This window comes from Nocardia carnea NBRC 14403 (assembly GCF_000308515.1).
GTDB classification, from domain to species: Bacteria; Actinomycetota; Actinomycetes; order Mycobacteriales; family Mycobacteriaceae; genus Nocardia; species Nocardia carnea.
In genome coordinates, this window is the sequence record NZ_BAFV01000116.1 from 1 (window position 1) to 18944 (window position 18944).

At 66.5% G+C, this 18944-nt stretch carries 16 protein-coding genes; 12 read left to right on the plus strand and 4 right to left on the minus strand.

What is annotated here, in order from left to right; genetic code table 11:
- Positions 1 to 48 precede the first annotated feature (48 nt).
- Positions 49 to 1251, minus strand: a complete 1203-nt coding sequence (locus ON22_RS28800; RefSeq protein ID WP_033245534.1) for a cytochrome P450 — start codon at positions 1249 to 1251, stop codon at positions 49 to 51.
- A gap of 186 nt (positions 1252 to 1437) precedes the next feature.
- Between ON22_RS28800 and ON22_RS28805 the strand changes: the two genes are divergently transcribed.
- Positions 1438 to 2040, plus strand: a complete 603-nt coding sequence (locus tag ON22_RS28805; RefSeq protein ID WP_033245768.1) for a TetR/AcrR family transcriptional regulator — start codon at positions 1438 to 1440, stop codon at positions 2038 to 2040.
- A gap of 96 nt (positions 2041 to 2136) precedes the next feature.
- On the opposite strand, the gene ON22_RS28810 is transcribed toward ON22_RS28805, so the two are convergent.
- On the minus strand, positions 2137 to 3252 hold the full coding sequence (locus tag ON22_RS28810; RefSeq protein WP_033245767.1) for an NAD-dependent epimerase/dehydratase family protein: 1116 nt from the start codon (positions 3250 to 3252) through the stop codon (positions 2137 to 2139).
- Between the two features lie 85 nt (positions 3253 to 3337).
- Complete coding sequence (locus ON22_RS28815) at positions 3338 to 3940, minus strand: TetR/AcrR family transcriptional regulator (RefSeq protein WP_033245533.1); 603 nt, start codon at positions 3938 to 3940, stop codon at positions 3338 to 3340.
- 210 nt (positions 3941 to 4150) lie between these two features.
- Here ON22_RS28815 and ON22_RS28820 point away from each other — a divergent pair, with 210 nt between their 5' ends.
- From ON22_RS28820 to ON22_RS28840, 5 genes are all read left to right on the plus strand, one after another.
- Positions 4151 to 5320, plus strand: coding sequence for a spirocyclase AveC family protein (locus ON22_RS28820; protein WP_033245532.1), 1170 nt, complete (start codon positions 4151 to 4153; stop codon positions 5318 to 5320).
- Between the two features lies 1 nt (position 5321).
- A complete protein-coding gene (locus ON22_RS28825; RefSeq protein WP_033245531.1) occupies positions 5322 to 6146 on the plus strand; it encodes a CbbQ/NirQ/NorQ/GpvN family protein in 825 nt (274 codons plus the stop codon).
- The gene (locus tag ON22_RS28830; protein WP_033245530.1) at positions 6143 to 7846 is read left to right on the plus strand and encodes a nitric oxide reductase activation protein NorD; all 1704 of its coding nucleotides are present in this window, start codon (positions 6143 to 6145) and stop codon (positions 7844 to 7846) included. The genes ON22_RS28825 and ON22_RS28830 overlap by 4 nt, the downstream gene beginning before the upstream one ends.
- A gap of 36 nt (positions 7847 to 7882) precedes the next feature.
- Positions 7883 to 9229, plus strand: coding sequence for a cytochrome P450 (locus ON22_RS28835; RefSeq protein ID WP_033245529.1), 1347 nt, complete (start codon positions 7883 to 7885; stop codon positions 9227 to 9229).
- A 175-nt stretch (positions 9230 to 9404) separates the two neighbouring features.
- Positions 9405 to 10448 carry a phosphotransferase family protein gene (locus ON22_RS28840; RefSeq protein WP_051158230.1) on the plus strand — a complete coding sequence of 348 codons (1044 nt, stop codon included), beginning with the start codon at positions 9405 to 9407 and terminating at the stop codon, positions 10446 to 10448.
- A 124-nt stretch (positions 10449 to 10572) separates the two neighbouring features.
- On the opposite strand, the gene ON22_RS28845 is transcribed toward ON22_RS28840, so the two are convergent.
- Entirely contained in the window at positions 10573 to 10962 is a 390-nt protein-coding gene (locus ON22_RS28845; protein ID WP_033245528.1) for an ArsR/SmtB family transcription factor, read from the minus strand.
- 98 nt (positions 10963 to 11060) lie between these two features.
- Between ON22_RS28845 and ON22_RS28850 the strand changes: the two genes are divergently transcribed.
- The 6 genes from ON22_RS28850 to ON22_RS28875 all read left to right on the plus strand — a co-directional run bounded on the left by ON22_RS28850 (position 11061) and on the right by ON22_RS28875 (position 18827).
- Positions 11061 to 13061: a heavy metal translocating P-type ATPase gene (locus ON22_RS28850; protein ID WP_033245527.1), complete on the plus strand. Its 2001-nt coding sequence runs from the start codon at positions 11061 to 11063 to the stop codon at positions 13059 to 13061.
- A 292-nt stretch (positions 13062 to 13353) separates the two neighbouring features.
- A complete protein-coding gene (locus ON22_RS28855; RefSeq protein WP_255218568.1) occupies positions 13354 to 14304 on the plus strand; it encodes an ABC transporter permease in 951 nt (316 codons plus the stop codon).
- Complete coding sequence (locus ON22_RS28860; RefSeq protein ID WP_033245525.1) at positions 14301 to 15194, plus strand: ABC transporter permease; 894 nt, start codon at positions 14301 to 14303, stop codon at positions 15192 to 15194. The genes ON22_RS28855 and ON22_RS28860 overlap by 4 nt, the downstream gene beginning before the upstream one ends.
- Before the next feature lie 45 nt (positions 15195 to 15239).
- On the plus strand, positions 15240 to 16802 hold the full coding sequence (locus ON22_RS28865; RefSeq protein ID WP_197039694.1) for an ABC transporter substrate-binding protein: 1563 nt from the start codon (positions 15240 to 15242) through the stop codon (positions 16800 to 16802).
- A gap of 29 nt (positions 16803 to 16831) precedes the next feature.
- Complete coding sequence (locus ON22_RS28870) at positions 16832 to 17854, plus strand: ABC transporter ATP-binding protein (protein ID WP_033245523.1); 1023 nt, start codon at positions 16832 to 16834, stop codon at positions 17852 to 17854.
- A complete protein-coding gene (locus tag ON22_RS28875; protein WP_033245522.1) occupies positions 17844 to 18827 on the plus strand; it encodes an ABC transporter ATP-binding protein in 984 nt (327 codons plus the stop codon). Before ON22_RS28870 ends, ON22_RS28875 begins: the two co-directional genes overlap by 11 nt.
- Positions 18828 to 18944: the final 117 nt, after the last annotated feature.

An 18944-nucleotide genomic window follows, 5' to 3' on the forward strand; every position in this document is an offset into this window, starting at 1 on the left:
CGATCGTTGCGGACGACCGTGCGTCCGCTGAGTGTGTCCGGGTGCCGGTCAGGGCAGCACGGCGGGCATGGTGTCCCACCCGCGGACGGTCGAGGTCGTCGACATCCGGGCCGCGGCGAGGTCGACGTCCCATTCCGGGAAGCGTCGTAGCACCTCTTCGAGGGCGATCCGTCCCTCGAGGCGGGCCAGGGCCGCGCCGAGGCAGAAATGTGCGCCGATCCCGAATCCGAGATGGGGTTGTGGCGGGCGGTGGATATCGAAAAGGTCGGCGTCGGGCGGGAATCGGCGGTGGTCGTGGTTGGCTGCCCCGATGAGAAGCATCATGACGCTGCCCGCGGGTACGCGGTGCCCGTAGTGTTCGATATCGCGGGTGACGTAGCGTGCGGCATGGGGCGCCGGCGGTTCGAGGCGGAGTAGTTCCTCGATCGCCCGGGGGATCAGTCCGGGGTCTTCGGCGAGCTCGCGGCGCTGGCCGGGGTGTTGGGCGAGAACCTTGCCCGCCCAGCCGATCAGCCGTGTCGTGGTCTCGTTGCCGGCGCCGGCCACCACGTTCACATACATCAGCAGTTCGTCGCGCGTGAGCCGCCGTACGGTGCCCGTTTCGTCCTCGAACTCGACGTTGAGCAGTTCGGTCACGATGTCGTCGGAGGGATGTTTTTCTCGCCAGTCGATGTATTCGGCGAAGATCCGGCCGTCGTCCAATCCGTCCGAGGCTGCCGTCATGGGGCGGCCGTCTTCGGTGGACACCTGCGAATTGGAGTGGTCCCGGACCGCCTCCTGGATTTCTTCGGGGATGCCCAGGAGCATGCAGATCACTCGCATGGGCATGGGGGCACCGAGGTCGGCGATGAAGTCGAATCCGGTGCCGCCGACGAGGGGGTCGAGGCTGCGGGCGCAGAATTCGCGCACCATCGGTTCCAGCCTGCTGATCGTGCGCGGCGTGAACATCCGGGCCACGAGCCGGCGATGGATGTCGTGGCGGGGCGGGTCCTCCATCACCAACAGCCCCGGCGGGATCTCGATACCGGCCTTGATCAGTTCCAGGACGTTGCCGCGGCCGGAGCTGTAGGTGGCGGTATCGGACAGACAGCTGTTGACGTCGGAATACCGGCTCAGCGCGTAGAAGTCGTGTTGTTCGTTGTAGTACAGCGGCTTCTCTTCGCGGAGCCTGCCGAACATCGGGTACGGGTCGGCGATGAGACCCGTGTCGTAGGGATCGAAGAAGACTTCGCTGGTTGCGGGGACGGTCATTGCCGTCGCTCCTCCCTGGGAGTGCCTACCCGAGTACATCGGTTCACCTCGGGCGGCTTGTCGGTCATCGCTCGGCGAGCGGCCGAGTGTCCGGACCGTACTTAAGATACGGCCATGCCACTAACATACGGACTCGTATGTGAAGTTGTCAGGCGTATGCGGTTTTTCTTTTGGCAGGATGGTGCGATGGTGGAGCGCTGGACCCGGGAACGACGCACCGAGCACACGCGCAGCCTGCTCGTCGACGCGGCCCAGGAGGTCTTCGCCGCCAAGGGCTTCGGCGCGGCGAGCCTCGACGATATCGCTGCCGCCGCCGGCTACACGCGCGGAGCGATCTATGTGCATTTCAAGGCGAAGGAAGATCTCTTCCTGGCCGTCCACCAACGGTATTGGCGGCGCTTCTTCGACAACTTCACCGAACTGCTGACCGCGGTCACCGAAATCGGCGAGGCCGAACTCGCCGAAATCGCCGGACGGTGGCGCCGGCTCGCCGAGAGCGGCGGCGCCCAGCAGGCCGCGCTGGGTTACGAATTCACGCTCTACCTGCTCCGAAATCCCGCGGCCCGCGCCCGCGTGGTAGCGCAGCAGCAGCAGGTCCACGACGAGCTCACGGCCTTCATCGTCGAAAGCCTCGGCAAGCTGGGTGCCACACTCGCCATTCCGGCTTCCACGTTCGCGCAGATACTGATCGCCACGAGCGACAGCATCATGCTGGCCGCCGAATTGAACAACACCGACCTGTACCGGCCGGTCCTCGAGCTGTACACGGCGGTCATCACCGTGCCTTGACCGACCGTCCTGGGGATCGGGATATCGCGCGGCCGGCACGATGGCCACGACGCGGGTGTGGTCGGCGGGATGCGTGCTCCTGCCGGGTCGCCGCCCTCAGGAGCCGGATTCTCCGTTACCGCGAGCAAGGGCCTGTGGGCCGTACCGGGAGGAGATCAGGGACCAGGGTTCGGCGTAGGGGCCACGGTGTTCGAAGCGCCGCTGCAGGGCCAGGGCGGTGCGGATCGCCGGCCGCAGGAGGGGGCCGGTCGTGCGGAGGGCGGCGCGCAGGAAACGCGGCTGGGCCCCGGCGACCCACGCGACCGTCTCCGGCCAATCGTGCCGTTGGAAGTCCAGCAGCGCTTGTGATTCCGTGGTGTCGAACCAGCCGGTGAAGGCCCATCCCCGGTCGTCGCCGGGGTTGCCGGGCAGGCTTGCCGACGGTCCGAGCCGGCCGATGCCCATGGCTTCGAACATGGAATCCTCGACCTCGCGGTGGGTGTGGACATAGCTGTCGTTACCGGCGATGAGCAGTACTTTGCCGTCGATGCTGTCGCGGCGGCCGGCAGCGTTGGCGAAGGCGAGCGCGACGTCGCGGGCATCGACGCCGTGCAGCCGGTTGTCGCCGGGGGTCGCGCGGATGAGCACGAGATGATCGGCGTTGATACCGGCGGTGGTATCGGGGGACAGCACACCGCCCAGCCGCAGGAAGGCATGGGGCAGACCGCTGCGGGCGATGACGCCTTCGGCCAGTACCTTGTCCTCGCCGTACTGGTCGATCGGGGCCACGGGTGTTTCCGCGGTGATGCGTTCGGGATGACGATGCGGATTACGGGAACCGTAGACCGCGGCGCTGGAAGCGAACAGCAGCAGCGGTGCGGCCGGTAGCTGCCGACCGGCGTGTACCAGGTTCTCGGTGCCGCCGACATTGATCTTCCGGGCCAAGCGGGGATTGCGATAGGACTGCGGGGAGAACATGGCGGCCAGATGGATGATCGTGCCGGGGTGGTGGTCGCCGACGAGCGTCTCGACGGCGTCGCGGTCGAGCAGATCGGCGAAGTGTGTGCGCAGGGCGCCCGGTTGTCTTGCCGCGACCAGTTTTTCCGCGGTGGCCAGGGCGGTGCCGGTGCGCAGATCTGTGGCCACCACGGTATGTCCCCTGGACAGCAGGAGTTCGGTGACGCGTTTGCCGACCTGGCCGAATGCGCCGGTGACGAGGACGGGAGCGCTCATGGTGCCTTCTTTCACGCCGGCCCGCGGGAAAGGTGTGCAGCCACGGGAATTCGCAGGAGCGATGCGAGCCGTCGAGGAGGGGGCGTCAGGGGAGTTTGACGACGGATAGATACATTTCGAGGATCGGCCGGTAGAGGTCGATATCGTCGAGTTGGCTTCCGAGTATCACGGAATCGCTGGTGGCGATGAGGACGTGGGCGAAGGCCAGGGGAGTGATCGTCAGGCTGCCACCGACGCGTTCGAGGTTCTCGGCGACGAATGCGGCGAGCTCTTCGGCCACTTCCAGTCTCTTGGCCGCTACGCGCGCGCGGGCCTCCGGATTGCGCAGGAGATAGAGGCTGAACTCGTGCCCCAGTGCGGCGTGTTCGGCCCCGCGGTCGCGGCCGAGCCGGCGCCACCGTTCGGCGACCCGGTCGAGTTCGTGCGGCCCCACCGCGGTGACGGTCGAGAGGACCTCGGAGAAGTTGTCGAAGTAGCGGCGCCAGTATCGGTCGCTCACCGCCAGGAACAGCTCTTCCTTCACCGAGAAGTGTTTGTAGATGGCGCCTTTCGTATAGCCGGCCGCGTGGGCGATGTCGTCGAGGGTGGCTGCCGCGAAACCTTTTTCGGCGAACACTTCCTCGGCGGCATCCAGGAGGAGCACACGGGTGCGTTCCAATCGCCGTTCTTTCGTCCAACGCTCGACCACGCGTTCGATCCTAACATGGATCTCAGATACCTATTGTGACTCCAGATACCCATTGGTATCTTGGCGGAGGGCCGGATGCCGGAACAGGCAGACCGCCGCGGAAGACCGACTTCCGTTGGGCGCCGGTGGTATCGAGCGCATCGCGGAGTCGCCGCCGGCGGCGAGCCGGCCCGTGAGCGCTGCGGAACGCAATCCAGAAGGGGCAGTTGCATGAGCGAACTGTCGAACGAGAAGACTCCCCAGATCACCGAGACCATCGGCGATGCGAAAACCCTGGGCACCCAGAAACGGCAGGTGAACAAGGGCATCTACCTCTGGGCCACCGCCGGCGGGCTGATCCTGGCGCTCCAGGTGTATGTCTGGACCAGATGGGTCACCGGCCCTTATTTCGAGCGGGTGCCCACCGGCCCGAACGATCCGCCGTTGCTCATGAAGACGATCCTGAGCATCTGGACGGCGGGCGTCCTGATCGGTTTCCCCATCGCCATCTACTGGTGGATCATCAGGCCGTGGTGGCGCGAGCGCCGGATCACCCTGGACGGCATACTGCTGGCGTCCATGGGCCTGATGTTCTTCCAGGACCCGTTCCTGAACTATGTGAACACGTGGTGCACGTACAACACCTGGATGTTCAACAGGGGGTCGTGGGCACCGCACGTTCCGGGCTGGGTATCGCAGGAGGAGCCGGGCGCCCAGGTCGCCGAACCGCTACTGATGAACGTCCCGGGTTACGCATGGGGCGTGCTGCTCATCACGATCGGCGTGTGCTGGTTCATGCGGAAGGTCAAATCGCGCTGGCCCGGAATCAGCAACCTCCAGTTGGTCGGCGTCACGTTCGCATTCACCTTCGTCCTCGACTTCGTCATGGAAGGCTTGGTGCTTTTGCCGCTCGGGCTCTACACCTTCCCGGGCGCAATCCAGTCGTTGTCGGTCAACGCGGGTCACTACTACCAATGGCCGATCTACGAGGGCCTGATGTGGGGCGCGGTGCAAGCGGGCCTGGCCTGCCTGCGTTTCTTCACCGATGATCGCGGACGCACGATTGTGGAGCGCGGGATCGACCAGGTTCGAGGTGGTGTCGTCCGCCAGCAGCTCACCCGATTCCTGGCCATCTTCGCCGCCGTGAGTGCGATCTTCTTCGTCTTCTACAACCTTCCCGCGCAATTGGTCGGCCAGCACGCGGATCCCTGGCCCGAAGATATCCAGGAGCGTTCGTACTTCACCGGTGGTATCTGCGGGGAAGGAACAGACAGGCCCTGCCCCCATCCCGATCTGCCGATGCCACGCAACGACTCCGGGTACATCAACAAAGACGGTGAGCTCGTCCTTCCGGACGGAGTCGAGGTTCCCAAGATCGTGCCGTTCCAGCCGGAGGACTGATATGCCGACCACAGCCACAGCCACAGCGGTGAGCCGCCCCGGCGTGCAGCCACCGTTCTACCGGGCGGTCGGAGACGAGGCGGAAGTATTCCGCGCGGCCGCCTGCCAGGGACTGCCGGTCCTGTTGAAGGGCCCCACCGGTTGCGGGAAAACTCGCTTCGTGGAGGCCATGGCGCACGAACTCGGCCGCCCGCTGATCACCGTCGCCGGCCACGAGGATATGACCTCCGCGGATCTGGTGGGCCGATTCCTGCTCAAAGGCGGCGAAACGGTATGGGTCGACGGCCCGTTGACCCGCGCTGTCCGCGAAGGCGGTATCTGCTATCTGGACGAGATCGTGGAGGCGCGGCAGGACACCACGGTGGTCATCCACCCGCTCGCCGACCATCGCCGCGAGCTGCCCGTCGACCGGCTCGGCACCACGGTGCCGGCGGCGCCGGGATTCCAGCTGGTGATCTCCTACAACCCCGGATATCAGAGTGTCCTGAAGAACATCAAGGAGTCCACCCGGCAGCGATTCATCGCGATCGAACTCGGTTTCCCACCACCCGATATCGAGCGGGAGGTGGTGGCGCGGGAGGCCGGGGTCGCTCCGGAGATCGCGAACTCCCTGGTAACACTGGGTAATGCCATCCGGAATCTGGAGGGATCGCCGCTGCGCGAAGCGTCCTCGACCAGGATGCTGATTCTGGCCGGATCGCTGGTGGCGGGTGGGCTGAGCCTGCGCGCCGCCGTCCGGTCGGCAATCGTTCGAGCGCTGTCCGACGATCCGGATATCGTCCGAGCCCTCGGTGAACTCGCGGACGCCGTCCTGCCGTCGTCATGACCGCAGCCGAAGCGGAAGGTCCGGAACGGTTCCGGCTCCTCGCGACCTTCCTGGCCGGCCGGTCCGTCGCAGTAGCGGCGGCCCCGGCGGGCCAGGCCGCATATACCGACGGTGACGCCGTCTTCGTATCCGCGGGCCGGCCGGGCGCCTATCAGCGCAGTGAAGTACTGGTGCAGTGTGCTCTACTCCGGGCGGGAAGCCTCGACCCACGTGTGGTCAAGAGGCTGCGGGGGCGTCCGCACGTCGCGCGCCGCTATCTGGCGCTCGAAGGCAGGCGAGGGCTCACCGAGCTCGCCCGCCACGTTCCGCTCGCCGCCGCGCTCGCACCGTACGGGGAAGCGGCCACCGCCGCCGCCGGCGAATCACTCGACCTCGCCAGAGGTAAGGCGGTGATAGCCGAGCCACCGGAGTGGTTCGGGGTGATCGAACCCACGCGATTGCTGAAAGCGGGCAGCGGACCGAGCGCCCGGGCGACCGATAAAGACCTGCGGCTGGAATTCGATCTCCCCGAACGGGCCGAGCCCGAGGACGACGACGAAGACAACGACCCGGAGGGAAACGGCACCAGCCGCATTCTGAAACTGTTCGAAAACCCCATGGTCAACTCGGAGAAGCTCGCCGATCTGCTGCGGAAACTGCTCGGCACTTCGCGTGCTTCCGGTGACAGCGATGCCGGTGCCCAGATGCGGGCCGGATCCGTTCGGCGGGGCCGTACGGCCAGTGGCGACGCCCGTCCGCTGCCCACCCCGATCACATTCGTGGTCGACGGAAAACCCGGTGCCGTCACCGGAACAGGCGGAGCGTGGTACCCGGAATGGGATGTCCACGACAACCGGTACCGGCCCGAGTGGTGCCGGGTCCTGGACTTCCCGCTGACCACCGCCGCCGATACCTCCGCCGCCGCCGTCCCGCACGACGAGATGCTCCGGCGCCGGCTGGCCCGGGTCGGCCTGGGCCCCAAGGTGCTACGCCGGCGTCCCGACGGAGAAGAACTCGATATCGACGCCTTGCTCGATCTGGTCGTCGATATCCGGTCGGGCCACTCGCCGGCGGAGAACGTATACGCCGAAACCCGCAAACTCGCCCGCAATCTCGGTGTCCTCATCCTGTTCGACACGTCCGGTTCCGCTACCGATACCGATCCCGACGGTCTCGCCGTCCACGAGCACCACCGTCGCGCGGCCGCCACCCTCGCCGCGACGCTCGAGGAGCTGGGTGACCGTGTCGCCGTCTATGCATTCCGCTCCGACAGCCGCCACGCCGTCCACCTCGCGGCGATCAAAACCTTCGCCCGGCGGTTCGGCGCCGTCGAGCGTGCGCGCCTCGCGCAACTCGAACCTTCCGGCTACACCAGGCTCGGTGCCGGTATCCGCGGTGCCGGGCGCATTCTCGATACCGAAGCGGGCACACCGTATCGCCTGCTGCTCGTTCTCACCGACGCCCTGCCGTACGACCACGGTTACGAAAGCCGCTATGCGGAAGCCGATACCCGCAAGGCGGTCGACGAACTGCGCGCCGACGGGATCGCGAGCCTTTGCCTGACCATCGGCGCGGCCACCACCACCGACACGCTCGAACGCGTCTTCGGCCCGGGCGGATACGCCGACGCCGCGACGCTCTCCGGCCTGAGCCCGCATATGGACGAGTTGTTCTCGGCGGCGCTGCGCGAACTCAGCGCGCCGAAACCACGAGGCAGGTGAACGGCACCGAGTTCTCGCCCTCGAAAGGAAACAGCAGTGGACACAGAACAGCAATCGGCGGACTCCGCTCGGGCCCGCAAGGTCTATCACTTCGACCGCCATACTCCGGAGTACCGGGGCAGATTCGCCGCGATCACCCGGGAGATGCACGAGAAATGCCCGGTGGCCTGGACCGAAACCCATGGCGGTCATTGGGTCGCCGCCGGTCACCGGGAAGTGTTCGAACTCGCGCGGTGCCCGCATGTATCCAACGATCGCGACTACAAGAACGAGCGCCGCGGGTATCTCGGCATCACTATTCCGTTCGCCGAGACCCCGATGCCGATGCGTAACGGCATCTTGGAGATGGACGATCCCGAGCATCGGCGGTTCCGGGCGGTGCTCAACCCGTACCTGTCACCGAGTGCCGTCCGCCGGTGGGAGCCCTTCACCGATGAGCTGGTGCGGGCGTGTCTCGACGAGAAGATCGAGTCCGGCCGGATCGACTTCGTCGACGGTCTCGCCAATATCGTCCCCGCCGTCGTCACTCTCGGCATGCTCGGGATTCCGCTCGAGAAGTGGGTCGTCTACAACGAACCCTCGCACGCGGTGGTGTACACCCCACCGGATTCACCCGATCGGGAACGGGTGCAGGAACTGAACATGGCGATGGGCCTGGACCTGCTGGCGAACCTGCACGAGATCCGCGAGCACCCGCGGCCCGGACTGATCGACGGTCTGGCCCGACTGGAGATCGACGGTGAGAAGCCCGAAGATATCGATCTGCTCGGGATGCTGGGCCTGCTCATCGGCGGCGGGTTCGATACGACAACCGCGCTGACCGCGCACTCGCTGGAATGGCTGTCCGAGCATCCGGCCGAGCGGGAAACCCTCAGTCGTGAGCGCGAGCTTCTGCTGAACCCGGCGACCGAGGAATTCCTGCGTTACTTCACCCCCGCACCCGGTGACGGCCGGACAATCTCCGCGGACTGCGATATCGCCGGCCAGCGCTTCGAGGAAGGCGAGCGGCTGTGGTTGTCCTGGGCGATGGCGAACCGGGACCCCGCGGTGTTCCCGGACCCGGACACCGTGGTTCTGGATCGTAAAGGTAATCGGCACACCAGCTTCGGTCTCGGTATCCACCGTTGTATCGGATCCAATCTCGCGCGCACGGTGTTCAAACGGATGCTGGTGGCAGTGCTGGACCGCATTCCGGATTTCCACTGCGACCCCGAGGCGACCGTGCACTACGACACCATCGGTGTGATCCAGGGGATGCGCAAACTGCCCGCGACGTTCACACCGGGCCGCCGTTCGGGGCCGGGGTTGGACGACACACTCGTCGTCCTGGAACGGATGATCGACGAACAGGGGCTCGCCGCCCCGGTCACCGCCGGATCGTGATCGCGTACCCGGCCGGGGGCGTAACCGGCCGGGGCGATTACTCGCCGACGCCCCGGAGAGCTGCCGATTCGCAATATGGGGCACTAGCGGAAAACGTCTCATATGACGCAGACTGGGCGGATACAGAACACCGGTAGCGCTGCACCGGTGGCGGGATCCGAGGGGATGCGAATCGATGAGTCACGAGGAAAGCGGCCTACCGGACGGTCGGAGCACTGTCGCCGGTATCGATACCGAGCGGGTCACCGCCTGGTTTGCCGACCATATCCCGGGGGTCGTGCCGCCGCTGGGGTTCGATCTGATCACCGGCGGCCGGTCCAACCTCACCTATCGCGTCCACAACGATGGATACGGCGCGCGCTGGGTGCTTCGCCGGCCGCCCACCGGGAACGTCCTCGCCTCCGCGCACGATGTCGTGCGCGAGTTCCGGATCCTCGACCTGCTCGCGGGGACCCGGGTTCCCGTTCCTCCGGTCCTCGGGTATTGCACCGACCATGCCGTGACCGGTGCGGATTTCTATGTCATGGAATACGTGGACGGTATCGTTCCCGACAACAGCGAATCCGCCGCCGTGATCCCCCGGGCGTCCCGGGCCGCCCTCTCCCGCAACATCATCGACACGCTCGCCGCCGTCCACGCTGTCGATACGACGACCGGACGGCTGGCCGAACTGCGCAGGCCCGGTAGCTATCTGGAACGCCAACTGCGCCGCTGGCACCGCCAGCTCACCGCCGGCGGTGTCGGTCCCGGGCCGATCTGGGAGGTCCACGACCTGCTCGTCCGCCGGATGCCGGGCGAACGCTGGACCGGGATCGCCCACGGCGACTTCCGGCCGGGAAACCTGCTGATCGGGGCCGATGGAACCGTGCGCGCGGTGCTGGATTGGGAGCTGTGGACCGTCGGCGATGTCATGGCCGATATCGGCTGGCTCACCACTGCCTGGACCTCGGCCGAGCCGTTCGGGTGGGCTCCGGATCCCGCCGAGGGCTACCTCGACATCGACACGGTGCTGTCCCGTTACGCCGACATCACCGGCAGGTCTCTCGACGATCTGCCCTATTACCGGGCCTTCGCGCTGTGGCGGTTGGCAGCCATCGCGGAGGGGGTATCGGCGCGGTTCCGTGCCGGAGTGATGGGCGAGCAGGAAATCGACGTGCCGGAGCTGGCGGAGCGGCCCGCGCGGCTCGCCGAATCCGCTCGCGCGATCCTGAACGGCTGAACGATCAGCGGCTCACTCTCGAGCCCGGCCGGCAGTGCGCGATGCCGAAGCCGTCGGAGCGGTCGGCGGTGTGTCCGCCCCCCCGTGCCGGCGAGGCGGGTCTCGGTGGCGAATGGCGGTTGTGTCAGGCGAGGGCCTCGGTAGCGGCGGTTCCGGTAGCGGGTTCGTCGTGGTCGGACAGGCCGAGGCGGAGATGTTCGCTGTGGTAGACGGCCTGATCGAGCAGTTGCGCTACATGGTTGTCGTAGAGGCCGTAGACGATGCTGCGGCCCGAACGGGTGCCGGTGACCAGGCCGAGATTACGCAGTAGCCGGAGCTGATGGGATACCGCCGACTGTTCCATGCCCACGGCTTCGGCGAGTTCGGAGACTGCGCGCGAACCTTGGCGGAGTTCGGTGAGGATCAGTAGCCGGCTGGGGGTTGCGAGCGCCTGAAGTGTGGTCGCCACGCGCGCGGCGGACTCGGCGTCCAATCGCGCGGCGGGCCGGTCGCGGCCTTCGACCCCATGTCCCATGACCGTAGAGTCTAGCTCACTGTTATTGAATAGATGAAGACGTGTTCATTTATTCTGTTATGGTGGGCCGCCGTGCTCCGACCCTCTGGAGGTTTCTCGTGGTTTCGACCACTGCCACGTCCCGCCGACCGGCTGCCGCGCCGCAGGCGCCGCCGCGGCGAACCGGGCTGTTCGCGCTCCCCGAGGCGCACTGGGCGGGCGCAGCTCTGGTCCTTTTCCTGCTGGGCTCGGTCACGCAATGGCTGGGTGCACCGGCGTGGCTCTGGTGGGCGCTGTACCTGGCCTGCTATGTCACCGGAGGGTGGGAGCCGGGCCTGGCCGGCCTGCGGGCCTTGCGCCGGAAAACACTCGATGTGGATCTGCTGATGGTGGTCGCCGCCGTCGGTGCCGCGGCGATCGGTCAGGTCCTCGACGGTGCGCTGTTGATCGTCATCTTCGCGACTTCCGGTGCCCTGGAGGCCCTGGCCACAGCGCGGACCGAGGATTCCCTGCGCGGACTGCTGGACCTGGCTCCCGATACTGCCACCCGGCTCACCGCGGACGGCGGCGAGGAAACCGTCGAGGCCGTCGATCTGGCGATCGGCGATGTGATCCTGGTACGCCCCGGCGACCGGATCGCCGCGGACGGGACGGTGACCGCCGGTGCCGGCGAAGTGGATCAGGCCACGATCACCGGCGAATCGATGCCGGTGGACAAGTCCGCCGGCGACGAGGTGTATGCCGGAACCCTCAACGGCACCGGCGCCCTGCGGATCCGGGTGGACCGCCGCGCCGAGGACTCCGTGGTGGCCAGGATCGCCGGACTGGTCGAAGAGGCCGGCCGGACCAAAGCGAAAACTCAGCTGTTCATCGAGAAGATCGAGCAGCGTTACTCGGTGGGGATGGTCGCGGTCACCCTCGCCGTCTTCCTCCTGCCGCTCCTTTTCGGCGCCGACCTGCAATCCGCGCTGTTGCGCGCCATGACATTCATGATCGTCGCGTCACCGTGCGCGGTGGTGCTGGCGACGATGCCGCCGCTGCTGGCCGCCATCGCCAACGCCGGCCGGCACGGTGTGCTGGTCAAATCCGCCGTGGTGATGGAACAACTCGGCACGACCACCCGCGTGGCCTTCGACAAGACCGGTACGCTCACCCGCGGCGTCCCCGAGCTCACCGAAATCCGGCCACTGCCCGGAAGTCTCTTCGCCGAGGAGCAGATCCTGCGGCTGGCCGCGGCCGCCGAATACGGCAGCGAGCATCCGCTGGCCGGTGCCGTCGTGCGTGCTGCCCGCCGCCGCAGCCTCTCGCTGCCCACCGCCACCGAATTCGTCTCCCGCCCGGGACGGGGTGTGTCGGCGCTGGTCGACGGCCGTTCCGTCCAGGTCGGCGCCCCCGCCGTGCTGGCCGGCGTCACCGATCCGGCAGTTGCCGAGGTGTATGCACTCGTCGACGACCTCCAGCAGCGCGGGAATACCGCCGTGGTCGTCCTGTGTGAACGGAAACCCATTGCCGTTCTCGGGCTCACCGACGAGCTGCGCCCGGAGGCTGCTGCCGCGGTCTCCGGAGTCATCGGATCGACCGGCACCACACCGGTATTGCTGACCGGCGACAACGAGGCAACCGCCGGCCGGCTGGCCGGACAGGTGGCCATCACCGAGGTGCATTCCGGGCTCCTGCCCCAGGACAAGGTCGCCGCCGTGCGCAGGTTGGAAAGCGGCGGTGAGCGGGTGACCGTGGTGGGTGACGGTGTGAACGACGCGCCCGCCCTGGCCGCCGCCCACGTCGGGATCGCGATGGGCCGCACCGGATCCGACCTGACCCTGCAGACTGCCGACGCGGTGGTTGTCCGGGATGATCTGACCACCGTTCCCACCGTGATCGCGCTGGCCCGGCGGGCCCGGCGGATCGTGCTCGCCAATCTCGCAATCGCCGGTACCTTCATCGCTGTCCTGGTGCTCTGGGATCTCATCGGGCATCTCCCGCTCCCGTTGGGCGTGGCCGGCCACGAGGGGTCCACGGTGATCGTCGGACTCAACGGTTTGCGTCTGCTCAGCCGCCGGGCCTGGCGCCGGGCCGAACGGAGCAACGGGAGACGATCGGTCGCCGGAAGCCCTCGGTGACGGCTGTGCCACGCCCGGGTCGGGATGCGCTGACCGTCGTCGCCTTTCCGCTGCGTATCGGGCGCCGCCGTGCCCCGGAAAATCGGCGGCGTCGAAGTACTTTCGTCGTTTTCTCACGACGCCGTCCTATGTAGAATATGATTCTACCCATTGCGCGAACATGAATCTCTATGAGAAGAATGCAATTCTCATGAGGGTCGCGTCAGCCCGCATCAGACCGTGAAACGCGAGCCGGGCACCCCGCGGGTGCCGGGCCGGACGGTCGCGCGCTCCGGAAAGGCGAAGGTGGATGATGTTTTCCATCGTGAGGCGACTGGGCAGAGGCCTGCTGGTGGTCCTTCTGGTCACCCTGGCGGTCGTGGTGCTGCTGAGTTTCGCCCCGGGATCGGTCGCGGAGGCCATCCTCGGCGACGCCGCCACACCGGAAGCCGTCGCGGCGCTCAACAGCAAACTCGGCCTCGATGAGCCACTGTGGATGCAATACCTCAGCTGGATCGCCAATGCCGCCCAGGGTGATCTGGGAACCTCACCGCTCACCGGACAATCGGTGACAACGGCGATCACCGAGCGGTTGCCGGTGACGTTCCAGCTGGCCGCGATGTCACTCGTCATCGCACTGGTCAGCGCGGTCTTCCTCGCCGTGATCTCGGCGATGCGGCCGGGAAGCCCGGTCGACCGGGGGACCGCCGCGCTCTCCTCTGTTTTCCTCTCGGTACCCGCGTTCGTCGCCGGCCCGGTCCTCATCTACTTCTTCGCCGTGGAACTGGGCTGGGCCCCGGTGGCTGGATGGAACCGTATCGGTGACGGGATCGGGCTGAACCTGCAGTCCGCCCTGCTGCCGGCCATCGCGATGTCGTTGATGGAGATCGCCGCATTCCACCGGTTGCTGCGTACGGACCTGATCACCACTCTGCGTGAGGATTTCATCGGGGCGGCCCGCGCCAAAGGGATGAACGAATGGTACGTGATGTTCCGGCACGCGCTGCGCCCGTCGTCGTTCTCGCTGATCACCCTGGCGGGCATCAACCTCGGGCGCTTGATCGGCGGGACGGTGATCGTCGAAACGCTGTTCTCGCTACCCGGACTCGGCCAGTTGCTCGCCTCCTCGATCGTCTCCCGGGACCTGATCATGGTGCAGGGCATCGTCGCGTTCATGGCGGTCGTCTACGTCGTCATCAACATCCTGGTCGACTCGAGCTACGAGCTGATCGACCCGCGGGTCAGGAAGGTGGCCACGGTATGACCCGAGCCGAAGTCCGGATCGAGCGCGAGCAGCGGCTCGAAGGGCCGGAGAAACCGGAAGTCCCGCGGGTACGCACACCTCGCTCGATAGTGGTGTACCTCTCCTACGCCTGGTTGTTCGTGATGATCGCGGCGGCGATCTTCGCCGACCTGCTGCCCTTGGCGTCGTATTCGGTCCCGGTCGGCCCACCGCGGCAACCTCCGCAACTCGGATCACTCGATCTCCTGGCCGGTACCGACAATCTGGGGCGGTCGATGCTGTCCCGGTGCGTGTACGGCGCCCAGGTGTCGCTGCTGATCGGTACGGTCGCGACTCTCATCGGCTCGGCACTCGGGTCGAGTATCGGGATGCTGGGCGGCTATTTCCAGAAACGCACGGATGCGGGCATCCGGTTGCTCAGCGATACGATGCTGGCGTTCCCGCCGCTGATCCTGCTGATGGCGCTGACGGCGGTCTTCGCCCCGGGCCTGGGCACCCTGATGGTCGGCCTCTCACTGATCATCATCCCCTCGTTCATCCGGCTCGCCCGCGCGAACACGCTGACGTGGACGGCCCGGGAGTTCGTACTCGCCGCCAGGAACATGGGTGCCGGGCACGGCCGGATCCTGGGCCGGGAAATCCTGCCGAATGTGCTGCCACCGCTGCTGGCGTATCTCCCGATCGTCATGGCGGCGCTCATCGTCGCAGAAGGATCGCTGAGCTTTCTCGGGCTCGGCATCCCACCCCCGACACCGAGCTGGGGCGGCATGATCTCCGACGGCAAGGACAGTCTTGCCACCGCACCGCATCTGGTCTTCGTGCCCGCCGCGGTCATCTTCTGCACCGTTTTCGCCTTGAACCAGGCGGGCGACCACCTGCGTGGCCGGTTCGATCGCACGATGCGCGACTGACATTCCGCCGCTTCTTTTCTCGCTTCTCCTCTGAGAGGAACAATGATGTTCCGACAATCGCTCTTTCGTTCGATCGCTGTGTGTTGCACCGCTCTCATCCTGGCCGCCTGCGGCGGAACCGGAGCAGTCACCGGCACCGGCCCCGGCGGCGATCCGGTGGCCGGCGGTACCGCCCAGATCACCCAGATCAGTGAACCGCGCACCCTCGACCCGGTTGCCATGGGAAACCAGTGGGTGATCAACGCGTTGCTCGGCAACGCCCTGTACGGGACGTTGATGGTCAACGATCCCGATAGCGGGGAAATCGAATACACCATGGCGACCGGCTTCGCCACGCGAGACGGGGGCACCACATTCGATTTGACGTTGCGCCCGGATCTGCGGTTCTCCGACGGGACCCCGCTGGATGCGGCGGCCGTGAAATACAACTGGGACCGGTTCCCCGACCCGGCCAACGGATCGTCCTATGTCGAGGATGCGGCGGTGATCGCGGCGACCGAGGTCGTGAACCCGACCACGCTGCGGGTGACGATGCGGCACCCGATACCGCATTTCGCCTACACCATCGTGGAAAGTTCGATGAACTGGATCGCCTCGCCCCGGGCACTGCAACCGGGGCGTGCCGCCTTCGACCGTGCCCCGGTGGGCGCCGGCCCGTTCACCCTCGAGCGATGGGCACGCCAAGATGTGATCGAGCTCGTCAAGAACCCGCAGTACTGGGATGCGCCGAAACCGTACCTCGACCGGATCGAGCTGCGCACCTCCGGCGACTCCGTCCAGGGCTACAACACGCTGATCAGCGGTGGTTCCGACGTGATCATCAGCTCCAACTGGGGAAGTATCGAAAAGCTGGAGAATCAAGGCTTCCCCACCGCCGTTTCGCCGCTGCACGGCGGACAGCACCTGTCGCTGAATATGCGGCGCGCGCCGTTCGACGATGTCCGCGCCCGCCGGGCCGTCGCGGCCGCCCTCGATGTGAACGCGCTCAACCTGACGATCTACAACGGAAGCGGGGAACTCCCGACCACGCTGTTCCGCGAAACCTCCCCGTACCATGCGCCGGATCTGCCCCTGGACACGCACGATCCGGCGACCGCGCAACGGTTGTTCGACGAGCTGGCGGCCGAGGGCAAGCCCGTGAAGTTCACTTACACCACCACCGCGCAGACGGAGAACCGGCTGCTGGCGGAAAGCGTCCAGGCTCAGCTCAGCGCGTTCGACAATGTCGAAGTCGAAGTGGAGGTCATCGATATCATCGATCTGATCAAGCTGCGTTATACGCACGATTTCGACGTGATGACCGGCGGCGCGTTCTTCGACGATCCCGAGCCGCGACTGGGCACGGCCTTCCACGGGGACTCGAGCCGCAACACCGCCGGTATCGACGACGAGACTTTGAACGCGGCACTCGATACCGGCCGGACGTCGACGGATGTGGAGCAGCGCAAGGCGGCCTACCGGACGGTTCAGGAACGGTTGATCGAACTGATGCCCGCCATCTTCTACACCCGCACTGTCGCGGGCGCCGCCACCGGGAAGAACGTCGGCGGCCTCACCATGTACGGCGCCGGCTCGGTCCGGCCGGAGGAGCTGTGGATCGCCGAGTAGCGGGCAGGTCCCGAGGAGAGCTGAGAACCATGACTGCTCAACCGAATCTGCAGGTGCGAAACCTGCATACCTATATCAGTACCGAACGCGGTGTCGTGCGAGCGGTGGACGATGTGTCCTTCGATGTCGACCGCGCTCAGGCACTGGGCGTGGTGGGTGAATCGGGATCCGGGAAGTCGGTGATGGCCCGGGCGATCATGGGCCTGCTGCCGCCACGCGCCGGATACTCCGGGGAGGTGATGTTCCGCGGCCGGAATATCCTCGCGCTGTCGAAGAAGGAGAAGCTCGACATCTGGGGAAAGCAGATCGCCATGGTTTTCCAGGACCCCGGGCGGTCGCTCAATCCGGTCGTACGCGTCGAACGCCAGCTCACCGAAGGCATGCGCAAACACCTGGGAACCGGCCGTTCCGAAGCGAGAACGCGCGCCCTCGAGCTCCTGCGCGAGGTCGGGGTTCCGGATCCGGAACGGCGGCTACGCAACTACCCGCACGAGATGTCCGGTGGGATGCGGCAACGAGTGATGATCGCCATCGCCCTGGCCTGCGAGCCCGACCTGCTGATCGCCGACGAACCGACCACCGCCCTGGATGTGACGATCCAGCGGCAGATCCTCGACCTGCTGCGCCGCGTGCAGCGGGACCGGGGGATGTCGCTGATGCTGATCAGCCACGACCTGTCGGTGGTCGCGGGTCGCACCGACCGGGTGTCGGTCATGTACGCCGGGCGGCTCGCCGAATACGGCGCAACCCGGCAGGTCTTCACCGCCCCTCGCCACCGTTACACCCGGGCCCTGATGGATGCCACGCCGACGATCGGTCGCGAGCGGTACGCCCCACTGCGGCTGATCGAGGGCGGCTTACCGGATCCCGCAGCACCGCCTCCGGGCTGCCGGTTCGCGCCGCGGTGCGGCCACGTCGCAGATGAGTGTCGCGAGGATCCCGGCCCCGCGCTGACCGAAATCGCCGCGGACCACTCGGTGGCGTGCGTGCATCCGGTTCCCGGAACCGCAACAGTCCCTTCGAAATCCGGTGGTGATATCCATGGCGGGTAGCGGAGCCGCGCATCTGCGCGACGAGCCGGCGCTGCTCAGCGTCCGAGACCTGGTGGTCGAGTACGACACCGACGGCGGGACCGTTCAGGCGGTGTCGTCGGTCAGTTTCGATGTGCTACCCGGCGAAACCCTCGGAATCGTCGGGGAATCGGGGTGTGGGAAGTCTACGACCGGCCGGGCCGTACTCCGCCTCGACAAGCTGAACTCCGGCCGGATCGCCTTCGCCGGCGAGCAGATCGACGAGGCCGACGGTCGCCGCATGCGTACGCTGCGGCGCGAGATGCAGATGATCTTCCAGGATCCGGTGGCCTCACTGAATCCGCGCAGGCCGGTACGCGATATCGTGGTCGAGGGCTTGGCCGTGGCCGGGAAATCTGCGGACGAACGCGAGTCGACGTCCGAGGAAGTGCTGGCGAAGGTCGGGATAGACGAGCGGCTCGCCGGTTCGTTACCCCGGCAACTGTCCGGTGGTCAGGCTCAGCGTGTCGCGATAGCGCGGGCGCTGGCCGTCGGTCCCCGGCTGCTGATCTGCGATGAACCGGTATCCGCGCTGGATGTCTCGGTGCAGGCGCAGATCCTCAATCTCATTTCCGAGCTCAAGGCCGAATACGACCTGACCGTGGTGTTCATCAGCCATGACCTCGGTGTCGTGCGCACGATCAGCGATAACGTCATGGTCATGTACCTCGGCAAGGTATGCGAATTCGGCGACGCCATCGAGGTGTACGACAACCCGGCACATCCCTACACCAGGGCGTTACTCGATTCGGTACCACTCGCCGACCCCGAGGAAGGTTTCGCGGGGCCGGCGCTGGCGGGTGATATTCCCTCACCACTGGCACCACCACGCGGCTGCCGTTTCCGCACCCGCTGCCCGTACGCTCAGCAGCGGTGCGCAGAGGAGGAACCCGAGGTCCGGGAGGTCCGGCCGGGGCAGTATGCCGCCTGCCATTTCCCGCTGAGCGAAGCCTGAGCCCGAATTCTCCGCTCGGTGTCACCGATAACGCAGCGGAGCGAATAACGCCCACAGTCGAAACACCGGCCCCTGTTTCGGCGCGGAGATATCCGGCTCGGCGGTGCTTTTACCGAT

Coding starts and splice junctions, on each gene's coding strand:
- ON22_RS28800 (WP_033245534.1), bottom strand. CDS start 1,251: ATGACCGTCCCCGCAACCAGCGAAGTCTTCTTCGATCCCTACGACACG.
- ON22_RS28805 (WP_033245768.1), top strand. CDS start 1,438: ATGGTGGAGCGCTGGACCCGGGAACGACGCACCGAGCACACGCGCAGC.
- ON22_RS28810 (WP_033245767.1), bottom strand. CDS start 3,252: ATGAGCGCTCCCGTCCTCGTCACCGGCGCATTCGGCCAGGTCGGCAAA.
- ON22_RS28820 (WP_033245532.1), top strand. CDS start 4,151: ATGAGCGAACTGTCGAACGAGAAGACTCCCCAGATCACCGAGACCATC.
- ON22_RS28825 (WP_033245531.1), top strand. CDS start 5,322: ATGCCGACCACAGCCACAGCCACAGCGGTGAGCCGCCCCGGCGTGCAG.
- ON22_RS28830 (WP_033245530.1), top strand. CDS start 6,143: ATGACCGCAGCCGAAGCGGAAGGTCCGGAACGGTTCCGGCTCCTCGCG.
- ON22_RS28840 (WP_051158230.1), top strand. CDS start 9,405: ATGAGTCACGAGGAAAGCGGCCTACCGGACGGTCGGAGCACTGTCGCC.
- ON22_RS28845 (WP_033245528.1), bottom strand. CDS start 10,962: ATGGGACATGGGGTCGAAGGCCGCGACCGGCCCGCCGCGCGATTGGAC.
- ON22_RS28855 (WP_255218568.1), top strand. CDS start 13,354: ATGTTTTCCATCGTGAGGCGACTGGGCAGAGGCCTGCTGGTGGTCCTT.
- ON22_RS28860 (WP_033245525.1), top strand. CDS start 14,301: ATGACCCGAGCCGAAGTCCGGATCGAGCGCGAGCAGCGGCTCGAAGGG.
- ON22_RS28865 (WP_197039694.1), top strand. CDS start 15,240: ATGTTCCGACAATCGCTCTTTCGTTCGATCGCTGTGTGTTGCACCGCT.
- ON22_RS28870 (WP_033245523.1), top strand. CDS start 16,832: ATGACTGCTCAACCGAATCTGCAGGTGCGAAACCTGCATACCTATATC.
- ON22_RS28875 (WP_033245522.1), top strand. CDS start 17,844: ATGGCGGGTAGCGGAGCCGCGCATCTGCGCGACGAGCCGGCGCTGCTC.